The organism is Chryseobacterium carnipullorum (assembly GCF_003815695.1).
In the GTDB taxonomy this organism is placed as follows: Bacteria; Bacteroidota; Bacteroidia; order Flavobacteriales; family Weeksellaceae; genus Chryseobacterium; species Chryseobacterium carnipullorum.
The window spans coordinates 4,751,500-4,764,280 of sequence record NZ_CP033920.1 but is presented as its reverse complement, the minus strand read 5'-3'; the positions used below and the strand labels follow the sequence as shown (position 1 = coordinate 4,764,280).

The window sequence follows — 12,781 nt, the reverse complement described above, 5'->3', positions numbered from 1 at the left end:
AAATAAAATGCAAGCCCGAATACAACTACTCCCACTATGGCACTACTTTCCACAACTGGAAAATTCCTAAACTAAATACTAACCGTTAATTAAGGTTAGTAAACACACATTTTATGAAAAAAATTAGACTGTTACTATTACCAGTCTCTATACTTACATATGCTCAAAAAAGCGATAGCATAGAGATAAAAAGCTTGCCAAGTTCACAAGTTTACACCTTAAAAGATGGTTCCGTCAGAACCTACACAAAGCCCCGCCTTTTTGACTTTATTACCAAATTGCCTAAAAATTTCATTGATATCAACAAGGATTTTGTTGCGAAGGATCATGCGTATTATTTAGGTGGCGCAGTTGCCAGTACATTAATACTGCTACCTTTCGACCAGAAATTAATTGATAATTCCAGAGATCTGGCTGATCAATGGGGAATGAACGTGGATAATAATTACAGCACAGCGGCAGGTTTTATTAAAATGCCCAAGGATATTGGTTCAGGGCTGTATCTGATTGGAAATGGATCAACGATTGTTCTTTTGGGAATTGGTTTCGGAGCGTATGGGTTTATAAAAAATGACTACAGAGCTCAGGCCACTGCAAGTGGACTGATAGAAAGCTTAATACTTTCGGGAGTTTTTTCTCAAACTATCAAAAGAATCATGGGAAGAGAAAGTCCATTTATTGCTATAGAGAACAATCATCCTGGAGGTCATTGGACGCCATTTCCAAGTTTTTCAGCATTTGCGAAAGATACCCCCCATTATGATGCTATGCCATCTGGACATTTAACTACTTTCATGGCTGGTTTGACGGTGATTGCAGATAATTATCCTGATGCGAAATGGATAAAGCCGGTAGGTTATACATTGGCTGGTGCTTTATGCTTTCAGATGATGCAGAGCCGTGTTCACTGGGCATCAGATTACCCTCTAGCTTTGCTTATGGGATATTTTATTGGGAAAACGATTTCTAAAAGTAGATATTCACAGTCAGAGGCCAGTACTAAAGGTCGAGATTATAAGATGAGTTTTATGGCATCCCGTGATCTTGGATATAATATGTTAGGATTAAAAATTTCTTTTTAGTCTATGAAAAAACATATTTTGCATGTATTTATTTACATGTGTCCCTTTTTTATAGAGGCTCAAAATTCATTACCTATTGTTGATGTAAAACAGGACGACAGAAGGTTTAGTTACAAACAATTGATTTTACCGGCAGGTCTTATCACTGCTGGAGCGGTTTTAAAGATACCTTCGGTAGAAGATGACCTTCAAAAAAGTGTAAGAGGGGCTACCGGGGAAAAATTTAAAACCAAAATAGATGATTATACACAATATGTCCCTGTGATAGCAATATTTTCAGGAGATCTATTAGGGTTTAAAGCCAGGCATAATTACAAACAAAGAGCTTTCAATAGTATCATTTCATCCCTAATTACTGGAAGTGTTATCTATGTAGGCAAATCAGGTTTTAAAAGTCTAAGGCCTGATCATTCTACTAGTAATTCTTTTCCTTCAGGCCATTCAGCTTTAGCATTCAATCTGGCAACCTTACAGTTCTTAGAATATAAAGATTCCAATATTTGGTATGCTTCTTCGGGCTATATATTTGCTGCTGCTACAGCATGTTTGAGGGTTACTAACAATAGACATTGGGTTGGTGATGTATTAACTGGAGCTGGTTTGGGGATAGGAATTGCAGTTGTAGTAAACCATTGGGGTCCACTTTCAAAATTTACACATGGAGATATCTTTAATAAACGAATTTCTTTAATTGGATACCCTGTTATAGATAAAAATGCTTATGGTGCAGGAGTTGTAATTAGTATAAAATAAAAAATGGGATTTAAAGAACCTGTAATTAATTATGTAATAATATTTCCTTTAAATATTTCATCCTAATAAAATCTGGTATGGGATATTAATTATAACGGAATTTGATTTAGGAAATTATTTATATAAACAAAATATGCCTGATATTTAATCAATTTAATAGTTTTTTTCTAAAAATATTTTTATTTTAGCATTCAATGAAATACTTTAAATACTTATTTCAATTTTTATTTACTATTGGGATTTTTTTCTCATCTGTAATGCTATTTCCCCAAAACATTAAACATAAAGAGTATGATTCAATTCTTCTAAATAAACCCAGAGAAATGGGTAATAACAATATTCCCGTAGAAAAAATCATTCTTTGGAATAAGAAAATGCTTGAAAAAGTAAAAAAAGAGGATTATAAAAAAGGAATTATTTGGGTTTATACCAGTTTAGCTGATGAATATTTAGACGTCGGTAAGTCTGACGAGGCTGTAAAGTATCTTAATACTGCAAAAAAACTTTCTGATAAGTATTCCACAGATAATTTTACTGTAGGGAGTATATATCAAGTATATTCTAGAATGTATTATGAGTTAAATCTAAATGATATAGCTCTTAAGCATAATTCTAAAGCCATTTACTATGGAAAAAATATCGAAAACAGCTATGAAAAAAAGAAATTTTTGCAATACGCTTATGCAATAAGAGGAACCCTTTATTATAATGTTGAAAATAAGGACTCTGCAATAATCTATATAAAAAAAGCAAATCAAATAGATGAAAGTCCAGGTATTCTTTCTACGATAGCCAATCATTACCTCGATTATTCTCCAAACCAAGACTCTGCAAGAAAGTACCTCAATAAAGCAGTGCAAGTGATTAAAAAAAATGGCAAAAAAATTGATTCTCATCAAATTTCTGTTACCTATTATTATTATGGAATCTATTTTATGAGAGAAAAAGATTACGCTAATGCAGTACTATATTTAGAAAAATCACTTTTATACAATAAAACAGAAAATAACAAGGATCTGCTTCAAGATATTTATAAAAATTTGGCTTTGTGCTATAAAGGTTTAGGTGATAAAAATAAAGAAAATGAAAGTCTGGAAAATCTAATAAGAATAACAGATACAATTAGTGGATTGAATACAAAAACAGCAGAAATATCCATAAAAAATATCGAAGAGGAAAAAATTGAAGAAAAGAAAACACTAAAAAAAACAATACTAATATATAGTAGTATTGTGAGTTCTTTGAGTTTAGTATTGTTCATTTATTTGTATTATCAGAACAAGAGAAAAAAGAAACTGATATTAGAAAGCAAAGAAATAATTTCCCAAAAAGAAAGCGAAACTCTGAAACTGAAAAGCAGAATTGTAGATGCGCACGAAGAAATAATGCAGTTGGCAAAGACTAATGATATTGGATTTTTAGCAAAATTTCAGGAAGTTTACCCCAATGTTTCCCAGAAACTTTTGGAAATCAATCCGGCTTTAACTAAAGATAATCTTATATTCTGTGCTTTAATTTGGTTAGGATTTTCCTCAAAAGACATTGCCGAATTTACTTTTATGCAACATAGATCCGTACAAATAAAAAAAGGCAGATTGAGAAAAAAACTCAATCTTGGATCAGATGTAGATCTTTATCAATATATTAAGTCTTTGGTGAACAATTAGTTTACTTACATCTATTTTTTAATTAGATTGTGTGATTCTGTTTTAATTTATTTCAAATCTAATTTATGTTACAGCTAACATGCTTATAATTGTCTTGTATTTATGCGGTATTTGTTTCTTATCCTTTTAAGTGATCCTGATTATAAATTTACGTCTATAAAAGTAAAACTAGTGATGCACTATCATATTAAGTTAAAGACACAGTGTGGAAAGCTTAAAAACCAAAGGAAAAGGACTATCTATAAAAAATAGAAGAAGAAAAAACTGAAGAAAGGGGAGTACTGAATAGGGATGTGCAGCATGGTTTATAAGTTCAGTATCGCTCATTTATTCGTATCATCAGAATAAGAAAAAAAAAGAAGCTAATATGGAAGCTAAGAAATAATTTCCCGGAAATAAGACGAAATAAAGATATTGGACAGACGAATTGCAGTAATGCATGAAGATCTTAATTCAATGGGTTGTTCGAAAAATTTCATGAATTTCACCGTAATGTTTTCTTATACTTTGTGCTCTAATTTGGTTAGGTTTTTCTTCCAAAGGCATTGCTGAGTTTACTTTTATGCAACATAGATTCGTCCAAATCAAAAAAGTAGATTGAGAAAAAACTCAATCTTAGATCAGATATGAATCTTTATCATTTCTAAAATCTCTTGTGGAAAACTAATATTCTTCAATTTTTTTTTTGAAATCCTGATTTTTCTTTCATTTAAAATTCTGGTAATGAGTGTTTTGTTTGGGTGATGTATTTATGCTGTATCTGTTTTTTGCTCTTGTAAGTTGTTTCAGATATACATTTGTGTCTAGAAAAACAAAACACAAAAAAGATGTACTACTTGGACACAAATTTTCTTGTAAAAAATAGGAAGGTGATTTTTCGCCTGCATTTACTCATTTTATTTTTGATGCCTGTTTTCCTTTTAGCACAATTAGCACAAAAGCAAAATAATGGTATATATCTATCCAATGATATGGTTTCGTGTGACCAAAATTCTGGAGCTGTAGAAAACCAAAAATCCCCAATTTGCATTTCTGCAGCTTCTGTCTATACTAAAGGAAACATCAGCAAGGCTGAATTCATTGCACAATCAAAAACTCAGGATAAAAATAGTTCTTCTAAACGCCAAGAGTCGATAGCAAAAATAGTTCAAAGAAAAATACTAAAAGAACAAGAACATATGGCCAGACTTAGTACAGAAATAAAAATAAATCCTGCTCCTGAAAATAAGAAATTTATCAATTTTATCAGATCAACAGGGAATAGTGCTATGGCTACTGCAAGTTATTTTCTGAAGTTTTTAGAACTGAAGACATTTTAACTTTACTAAATCCAAATTAAAAATGAAAAACGTATTTATCATTTTCCTCGTCCTCTTGTTTTCCTGTAAAACAAATACCAACAAATCAGAGTCAATTACCTTCAAGGTTGCAAAAAACTATTTTGTAAAAAATGCCCAAGTGATAAACACACCTGCCGAAAAAGTCATTACATCCAAAAAAGAGTTTGATGAAATTTTTGGGACAGCAGCCCATATGGGAGAAAACGGAATGCCAACAGCAATTGATTTTTCTAAAGAGCAGGTAATCGCCATTATGCTTCCTGTAACCAATACTTCTACAGAAATTTTTCCAGTAAAGATAGTAAGGGCCAATCCTGATGATGCTGAATTCTATTATAAAATTAAATCCGGAGAGAAATTAAGCTATGATATTAAACCCAGATTATTACTAATTATTAGTAAAGAATACAAAATAATACATTTCAATAAGGAAGATTGATCTGATATCAATACAATTGAAATAAATTAAATGATTTCTTATGGAATTTGATAAATTATTGGATAGTTTTGAAAAGTTATGTCTCAGAATTTTAACGGATTTACTGCTTCTTCCCGGAACAGTTTTTACGCTGTTCAGGAACCCTAAACTGTGTTACGACCTGGCAGAAAAAGAGGTGCATGAAGACTCGGAGTTACAAGATGATGATATATTATCTCCTGTCCGGTTCAGTATCTATACTTCAGTGGCTACAAGTTTAATTATTTACGAAAATAACCAAATTGATTTTCCGATTGCGAAATTGCTTGGATCTTTAAACTTTACAGAAAAGGCTATTATTATATTTTTTTTTAACAATATGACTGCTATTATGATGAGCCTGATCATAACGTTGCTTAATAAAGAAAGAATATCCGGATTGGGCTTCAGGAAATATTTATTTGCTTTTTTATACACTTCTATTTATATGTTATTTCCAATTATTCTATTGTTTTTTGGAATGGCAGCAGCCGGTGGAAGCCTGAATTTAAAAACAACTGTTTTTGATGGCAGCAATTCCTCTACTATAAAAATTTTATCAATTTTTATAGTTTCATTCATTTTATTTATAATGGGTTTTTACAAACTGATAAGAGCCAATTACCATATTATAAAAGAGTCACTTTTTTCCCGGAAATACCTGATTGCTATAAATATATTGGCAATAACACTGGAAATAGGGTGCATTTTGTTCCTTCAATAACACAATTTTAAAAATATCGAATCAATGAAAAAAGAAACTATTCTTCCAATTGTCTTATTTCTAACAGGATTTAGCAATGCTTTTTTTTCGCAAGTAGGCATTAACAATACTACTCCCGATGCAACCCTTGATATAACGGCCAAGAATGTTACAGGTACAGCGTCAGCAGTAGATGGACTTCTTATTCCCAGAGTAGATAGGGAAAGAGCTCAGAGTATGACCGGAGTCCCGGTTTCAACACTGATTTATGTAAATAATATTGCTACTGGCACTCTGGCAGGAACGGCTTTGAATATTGATGCTGTCGGTTATTATTATTACAACGGCACTGTATGGACAAAGTTGAATATTCCCGTTAATATCTATAATGCTGATGGTACTTTGTTGACAAACAGAACTGTAACCATGGGAACAAATACATTGCAGTTTAGAAATGGTTCAAATTCCATTATATTCAGCAACGTTGGCACGCAAAGTTTTCTAACTGCATCGGGTGCGTCAAGAGGTGCAATCCGGGCTCAGGGCGGTTCTGCCATATTAGACATGTTTGTGGATAATGCCAATTCCGCACAATTGGCTGCGTCCGGTAATGCAGCCAGTTTGAATTTAATTACTCAATCTGCAAGTCCCATCATTTTCAGCACCAATAATGTACAGCAGGCTACTGTTAGCTCATCTGGTAATTTAGGGATTAACACAACCAATCCTACCCATAAACTTCATGTAGTACCTTCAGCTAGTACCGACCCCGTAAAAATTGAAGGATTAAGGATAGCTTCAGGAACTGACAACAATGTAGTGGTAGATTTATCTACAGGAGTATTAAAATATTCACCAACCGTTGCTCAGCCACTTTTCCACGCCAAACTGGCAGCCAATCAAACCAGTCTTACAGGAACCAATACGATATTGCTTGGAACTCCGGATGCTACATCTTCCCTATATAGTTATAATACATCTACCGGGGTGATGACATTCAACAGTGCCGGAAATTATTTGGTGCAGATGCAGATGAGTTTCAGAAATGTATCGGCAAATGAGCAGGTTATTATTGGGATACGGGATGCGGGTGGAGATTTTATAGGAAGGGGATCTACCCGAATTGCGACAACTATTCCAGTTACAGCAACAGTTGGGCAAATCCATAATTACACCACCGTTATCAGTGCTACAGCTGGTCAGCAGATTACTTTTGCAGCAAACGGTGCTAACACCTATGCGCTTCTGAGAGATGAAGTGGGTACTATTGGAACAGGAAATGTAAGCAATATAACGGTTATCAAATTATAAATATTTAATAACCTTGTTTTGTATGCAACGAATGATAAGTCAAAAGGCTTTTGTAGTGTTTATTTAGAGAAAAATTAACCTTTTATAATGGGTATCATCAGTGATGTAAAACCTGATGGTGCCCTTTCTATTAATGCTTATGAATTTCAATTTTAAAGAAATACACATTGGAGAGATAATCCGGTTGCGGATTGAGGAACTGAATATTGAAGAAGAAAGGATTCTCAGTTTTCTTAAGTGCGATCAGGGGTTTCTTATGAATGTGCTGTCTTCAGAAGATATATCTACAGCTACATTGTTAAGATTATCCAAACTACTCGAATATGATTTCTTCAGATTGTACTCTCACCATTTGATCCTGTTTTCCCCTCCGGCCTCAGCTGAAAAGGATAGATCCAATAGCGAAAAAATTGGACTTCCTCAGTTCCGGAAAAATATTTATACAAAAGATATAATCGATTTTATTCTGGAATTAGTAGAAAACGGGGAGAAAACTAAATTACAAATTATACAACAATACAAAATCCCTAAAACCACTTTATATAAATGGATAGTAAAATACAAAAAGTAGGTACAAAACCGGATTATCACAAAATTTATTCAGATATCATTCGATTAAGACATCCGGAAAAAAGGAAGTATTGTGAAGACATTCTCTCTAAAGTAAATCTTTCTGACTTAGACGTTATCAAGCTGAATGATATTGTTTTTTCTCAGCAAAAGAAAGAAAGCCAGATCTTTAACCAGATGCATCGTGCTTACAATGAGCAGGCAATTTTACAGATATTAAATTATCAGAAGAAGAACAAGTTAAACAATAGCCAATTGGCAGTTTATTTTAAACTCAGTAGAAATACAGTGGCAAAATGGAAAAAAATATATAAAATTATTTAAGAAATAATAAGATGGAAGAAGGAAATTAAATAATGAAGTCATTTAAACCTTTCCATAAAAAAAAGCTTGCTTTGGCGGAGATCGTTAACTGTATCTTATACAAACTTAAAACAGGAGTTCAATGGGAGTATTTCCCTGTAAAAAGTCTTTTTGAGGATAAAGTTTTGAGCTATCAAAGTGTTTTTTATCATTATCGTAAATGGTTCATAAGTAATGTTTGGGAAGATTGCTGGATACAATTATTATCCAAAAACAAATCAAAGCTTGAGATATCAAGTGGAGATTTAGACGGCAGCCATACCTATGCTTTACGAGGAGGAGAAGATGTAGCTTATCAAGGTCAAAAAAGAGAAAGACCAGTACGTACTGCACTTTACTTTACGGACAGGCAATGATTGCCTTTAGCAATGTCTGATTCTATTTCGGGAAATCATAATGACCTTTACCATATTGAGTCTTATTTTGATCAAATCACTCAAACATTAGAAAAAGCGAATATTCCGTTATCCCATATCCCAATTACGGGTTATTTTCCCCCGGTAGGACTATTTACCCATAGCTGAACATTCATCGTAACCAGATAGATCCCGTCAGCCGATACTTTAAAAGAATTGGAAGTAGACGAGCCGGTAAATAGGTTTTCGTTGTCTATGATTTCATTGGTTAAATTTCCTACAGGCATAGCCAGAGTATTGCCGGGTATTGTAAAGTCACTTGTCATTTGTACAGATATTTCCTGGGCTACTATAAACTGGCCGTTCACAGCTATTACAGTTCCTGTGGCATTCGGAACACCGGCTAGAGTCTGCCATGAAGGAGCTGCTCCGGGGCCATTGGATTTAAGAACCTGTCCTGCTGTTCCTGCCGATCCCGCAGTAGAGGCATTACCTCCCACATTGATTTCATTGGTAACCTGTAAGCCACCATTAACATGCAGAGCTCTTTGCGGTGTACTAGTTGCTACGCCTACATTTCCTCCCACCGGGTTTAATACTAAAGGAAGGCTTATGACTGAAGCTTTGTTCTGACTGGAGATATAGGATCCAAAAGGAGCATTGGTATAGGTTCCTAGGTCTAGGGCGTGGCTGGTATTTCCATCAATTCTCAATGTGGCATTGGTATTGGCTGTACCTAATGCTGAAGGCTGGGCATTTGTGCCGGCTACCACTAATTTATTAGTTGGTGTTGTGGTGCCGACTCCTACACGATCATTGGTAGCATCCACTGATAAGGTATTTCCATCTACAGAAAAAGCATTGGTTTGTGTGCCTGTAAATGCAAGGGTGTTAGCTCCCTGTATTACCGTTCTGTTACTTGCAAGAGTACCGTCTGCTGTATAGATATTAACCGGAGTAGTTCCGGCTGCGCCTCCATCAGTAGACCTCCAGGATGAATTGCTGAAAACAAATTCGAGTACTTTATCATTAGGTATAGTAATCCCATTCAGTGTTGCTCCAAATCCTCCGGTGGTGTTGTTAAAGACAATAAGACGTTGGCCATGGTTAGGAGCAGCAGGAGCCGAAATAGCTACTGCACCAGTAGCAGCTCCTGTAAGCTGTACCAAACTCACGTTAGCCGGAATAATAACGGCATTACCCGCAACAGCTACAGCGATTTCACGGTTGGTAATCGCTCCGTTCACATCCAATGTAGTACCGGGAGTGGTAAGACCCAGTCCCAGATTACCATTAGAAGTCATCACAGATCATCTTTGGCCTGAGAAGCAGTAGGCACCCGGTTGTCGGATTATTTTTTAACCCGTCAATGTTAAATACTCCCTGAGGATTACTTGTATTAATACCCACTTGTGATTTGGCCACTAGGGGAAAAGTGGTCAGCAAGCCTGCTAGTAATAATTCCTTTATAAAAAAGATATTAATTAATATCTTTTTTATAAAGGGTTCTTTTTTGTAAGAGATAAGAAGCTTGTGCTTAAGCTATTGTTTTTTATAAGTTTAATCTAATAGTGAAAACAATATGCGTTATTATGGAACAGGTGAAGCAGTTGCTGCTCCGGTACTGCTGCCCCCTAAATCATAAACAACATCTGAAAGTAGAGACATTTGTTCATTGGAAATAATTAACAATCTGACACCCCAAGAAAAATTGGAAACACCATTAGTCGTTGCATTGGGAACATCAGCATATATTCTCCAGGTACCATTTTGCTGGAAAGTATAAATATCCGGCACCTGAAAATCATAACCGGTAGAGCTATTTTTAAATCCTGAGGTTAGAGCGGAATGATTACTCGTATCAGACCCCACAACAATAGCAGTATATTTGTTTGTTGGTATTTTGGTGTCAAAATTAGACACAAAATCTCCATTAGGATTCGAGAACGCATAATACTTGAAATACATTTTTGAAACCGGTCCTACTTTCCCCCAGTTGAACTAAACCTCCGGTAGCTTTTCCCTTCGCTGTTTTATTAACTTTGGTAAAACAACAAAAAATCTTTAAAATGGCTACAAAAAAAAATCTCCGGAGGAGTTAAGGGTAAACAAAATTCTGAACCGCGCCTCGAGCGAAGTTAGTGGTTTTGCTGAACTGCTGCAACGCTTTGAGCGGAATATTTCTATCCTGGGCAGGAGCCCCAGAACCTTTGATAATTATTCCCGTCATGTGGCGGCCCTGGCGCTGCATTTTAAAACCCTGCCTACCGAGTTGGATCCCGAACAGGTCAAAGATTATCTTTTTGAACTGCAGCGGCGGAGCAGAACCCCTTCGCAATCGTATTTTAAGCATACTGTATACGGTCTTCGGTTCCTGCTGAAAACTGAGGGTTTGCCTTATAGTTTTCTGCACCTTCCCACCATTGCTAAAGTGAAGAAACTTCCTGTAATCCTGAGTCGGGAAGAGATCTGGCGTATGCTTCAGAGTGCCGAACTCCTGAAACATAAACTGCTCATCGGTCTGATATACGGCTGTGGACTGCGCTGCATGGAAGTAAGGAATATCGAACTTCAGCATCTGGATTTTGACCGGAAGATGTTGCATGTTGTTCAGGGTAAAGGGAGCAAAGACCGTTACGTTCCCTTGTCGGAACATTTGATCCGGGGACTGAAAACCTTCATCAGTATTGAGAATCCGGTTCAGTATTTATTCAATGGAAACCATAACAGGAATATTGAAGAGATTGATGCGCTCAGCACAGGGGCTTCACGGTCTGCCAGCAAAGATTTCGATTCCCGCTACAGCCAGCGCGGTGTGCAGTGGGTAATAAAAACCATTTCTAAAAAAGCCGGCATCACCAAAGACGTTCACACCCACACGTTGCGGCATTCTTATGCCACACACCTTTTGGAAGACGGCGTTCCGATCATCATGGTACAGAAACTTCTGGGTCATGAGCGTATTGAAAGTACAATGGAATATCTTCATGTGTGCCAGCTCTCGGACCAAAAACCGCACAGTCCTTTGGATACGGTATTTACTTTATGCAGCAGGAATGCAGGCCCGAAGTAAAGGTGCGAGTGTAGCAGAAGTTCTTCGCAAAATCAATTTATCATCCCAAAACTTCAGCGTTCATCAGGAAAAGACGCTTAGGGCATTGTCCAACTGCCGGACTTCTGCCTTGGGTGGTCATATTGATACGTGTGATGGTTGCGGAAATCTTTCCATCAGCTACAACTCCTGCCGTAACCGGCACTGTCCGCAGTGTCAGGGACACAAAAAGGAAGAATGGATCCAAAAGCGCGAACAGGACCTCTTGCCCTGCAGCTATTACCATGTGGTTTTTACCCTGCCGGAGGAGTTGAATGGGCTAGCAATATCCCAGCCCCAACTCATTTACAAAGCCTTATTTGAGGCCGCCTGGGCTACTTTAAACCAGTTCGGCAAAACCGAAGGCCTTCAGTTGGGAATGATTGCCATACTTCACACATGGGGACAAAATCTGAGCCTTCATCCGCATCTGCACTGCATTGTGCCGGGAGGTGGTCTCACGATGCAGGGAAAATGGAGAAAGAAAGTAAGGACGGATAAGTTTCTGTTTCCAGTAAAAGCGCTGAGCAAAGTCTTTCGGGCAAAGTTTGTGACTTCCTTAAGAGCCTGTGGAATTACTGACCGGGATTTAATGGAGAAACTCTTCACCAAGAACTGGGTCGTATATGCCAAGCGGCCTTTTGGCGGCCCGAAACAGGTGATCGAGTACTTGGGGAGATACACTCACAAAGTCGCCATCAGCAATCACCGCATAAAAGAAGTGACGGATCAGCAGGTCCGTTTTGAGTACAAAGATTACCGCAAAGGCGGCGAAAAAAAGGAAATGACTCTTGCAAACACGGAGTTTGTCCGGAGGTTTTCGATGCATATTTTACCGAAAAGATTTGTAAGGATCCGGCATTACGGCATCCTGAGCAGCAGCTGGAAGCGTGGGAAACTGCAGGCACTGCAATCCGATTTGAAAATCAGAGTTACTGCAGCAAAACCGAAAACTTTGCTCCGGAAATGTCGAAGTTGCAAGGAAGGAAACTTAGTCACTATAGCTGTTTTCGGGCAGCGCGGTCCGCCACCGGAATTTCTTTTCGTTATCCAACCATTGTCTGCAAAATAACCTTTGCGGGTAAGGG

General features: G+C 36.7%; 14 protein-coding genes. 12 read left to right on the top strand and 2 right to left on the bottom strand.

Going from position 1 to position 12,781, the window contains the following annotated elements; translation table 11 throughout:
- Window positions 1-194: 194 nt before the first annotated feature.
- From EG346_RS21655 to EG346_RS21610, 10 genes are all read left to right on the top strand, one after another.
- A complete protein-coding gene (locus EG346_RS21655) occupies window positions 195-1,082 on the top strand; it encodes a phosphatase PAP2 family protein (protein ID WP_228429355.1) in 888 nt (295 codons plus the stop codon).
- 3 nt (window positions 1,083-1,085) lie between these two features.
- Entirely contained in the window at window positions 1,086-1,835 is a 750-nt protein-coding gene (locus EG346_RS21650) for a phosphatase PAP2 family protein (protein ID WP_123881509.1), read from the top strand.
- 194 nt (window positions 1,836-2,029) lie between these two features.
- Window positions 2,030-3,502: a tetratricopeptide repeat protein gene (locus EG346_RS21645; protein ID WP_123881507.1), complete on the top strand. Its 1,473-nt coding sequence runs from the start codon at window positions 2,030-2,032 to the stop codon at window positions 3,500-3,502.
- Between the two features lie 836 nt (window positions 3,503-4,338).
- Window positions 4,339-4,821 (top strand): hypothetical protein, encoded by a 483-nt coding sequence (locus tag EG346_RS21640; RefSeq protein WP_123881504.1) that lies wholly within the window; start codon window positions 4,339-4,341, stop codon window positions 4,819-4,821.
- Between the two features lie 22 nt (window positions 4,822-4,843).
- Entirely contained in the window at window positions 4,844-5,281 is a 438-nt protein-coding gene (locus EG346_RS21635) for a hypothetical protein (RefSeq protein ID WP_123881501.1), read from the top strand.
- 40 nt (window positions 5,282-5,321) lie between these two features.
- Window positions 5,322-6,023, top strand: coding sequence for a hypothetical protein (locus EG346_RS21630; RefSeq protein WP_073334853.1), 702 nt, complete (start codon window positions 5,322-5,324; stop codon window positions 6,021-6,023).
- Between the two features lie 24 nt (window positions 6,024-6,047).
- Entirely contained in the window at window positions 6,048-7,313 is a 1,266-nt protein-coding gene (locus EG346_RS21625; protein WP_123881498.1) for a phage tail-like protein, read from the top strand.
- A 139-nt stretch (window positions 7,314-7,452) separates the two neighbouring features.
- Window positions 7,453-7,884 (top strand): transposase, encoded by a 432-nt coding sequence (locus tag EG346_RS21620; protein WP_073334926.1) that lies wholly within the window; start codon window positions 7,453-7,455, stop codon window positions 7,882-7,884.
- Entirely contained in the window at window positions 7,860-8,207 is a 348-nt protein-coding gene (locus tag EG346_RS21615; protein WP_123881495.1) for a helix-turn-helix domain-containing protein, read from the top strand. Before EG346_RS21620 ends, EG346_RS21615 begins: the two co-directional genes overlap by 25 nt.
- Window positions 8,208-8,239: 32 nt before the next feature.
- Window positions 8,240-8,602, top strand: a complete 363-nt coding sequence (locus tag EG346_RS21610) for a transposase (RefSeq protein ID WP_123881492.1) — start codon at window positions 8,240-8,242, stop codon at window positions 8,600-8,602.
- A gap of 131 nt (window positions 8,603-8,733) precedes the next feature.
- On the opposite strand, the gene EG346_RS21605 is transcribed toward EG346_RS21610, so the two are convergent.
- The gene (locus EG346_RS21605; RefSeq protein WP_123881490.1) at window positions 8,734-9,906 is read right to left on the bottom strand and encodes a hypothetical protein; all 1,173 of its coding nucleotides are present in this window, start codon (window positions 9,904-9,906) and stop codon (window positions 8,734-8,736) included.
- A gap of 286 nt (window positions 9,907-10,192) precedes the next feature.
- The gene (locus EG346_RS21600; protein WP_123881488.1) at window positions 10,193-10,570 is read right to left on the bottom strand and encodes a hypothetical protein; all 378 of its coding nucleotides are present in this window, start codon (window positions 10,568-10,570) and stop codon (window positions 10,193-10,195) included.
- A gap of 145 nt (window positions 10,571-10,715) precedes the next feature.
- On the opposite strand from EG346_RS21600, the gene EG346_RS21595 reads away from it, so the two are divergent.
- Both EG346_RS21595 and EG346_RS21590 read left to right on the top strand, forming a co-directional pair.
- Complete coding sequence (locus EG346_RS21595; RefSeq protein WP_394343284.1) at window positions 10,716-11,675, top strand: tyrosine-type recombinase/integrase; 960 nt, start codon at window positions 10,716-10,718, stop codon at window positions 11,673-11,675.
- Complete coding sequence (locus EG346_RS21590; RefSeq protein WP_079467321.1) at window positions 11,659-12,765, top strand: IS91 family transposase; 1,107 nt, start codon at window positions 11,659-11,661, stop codon at window positions 12,763-12,765. The genes EG346_RS21595 and EG346_RS21590 overlap by 17 nt, the downstream gene beginning before the upstream one ends.
- Window positions 12,766-12,781 lie beyond the last annotated feature (16 nt).

Excerpts from the sequence above, each read along its gene's own strand:
- EG346_RS21645 (WP_123881507.1), top strand. The coding sequence starts at position 2,030 with ATGAAATACTTTAAATACTTATTTCAATTTTTATTTACTATTGGGATT.
- EG346_RS21590 (WP_079467321.1), top strand. The coding sequence starts at position 11,659 with ATGCAGGCCCGAAGTAAAGGTGCGAGTGTAGCAGAAGTTCTTCGCAAA.
- EG346_RS21635 (WP_123881501.1), top strand. The coding sequence starts at position 4,844 with ATGAAAAACGTATTTATCATTTTCCTCGTCCTCTTGTTTTCCTGTAAA.
- EG346_RS21605 (WP_123881490.1), bottom strand. The coding sequence starts at position 9,906 with ATGACTTCTAATGGTAATCTGGGACTGGGTCTTACCACTCCCGGTACT.
- EG346_RS21620 (WP_073334926.1), top strand. The coding sequence starts at position 7,453 with ATGAATTTCAATTTTAAAGAAATACACATTGGAGAGATAATCCGGTTG.
- EG346_RS21625 (WP_123881498.1), top strand. The coding sequence starts at position 6,048 with ATGAAAAAAGAAACTATTCTTCCAATTGTCTTATTTCTAACAGGATTT.
- EG346_RS21600 (WP_123881488.1), bottom strand. The coding sequence starts at position 10,570 with ATGTATTTCAAGTATTATGCGTTCTCGAATCCTAATGGAGATTTTGTG.
- EG346_RS21650 (WP_123881509.1), top strand. The coding sequence starts at position 1,086 with ATGAAAAAACATATTTTGCATGTATTTATTTACATGTGTCCCTTTTTT.
- EG346_RS21610 (WP_123881492.1), top strand. The coding sequence starts at position 8,240 with ATGAAGTCATTTAAACCTTTCCATAAAAAAAAGCTTGCTTTGGCGGAG.
- EG346_RS21630 (WP_073334853.1), top strand. The coding sequence starts at position 5,322 with ATGGAATTTGATAAATTATTGGATAGTTTTGAAAAGTTATGTCTCAGA.
- EG346_RS21615 (WP_123881495.1), top strand. The coding sequence starts at position 7,860 with ATGGATAGTAAAATACAAAAAGTAGGTACAAAACCGGATTATCACAAA.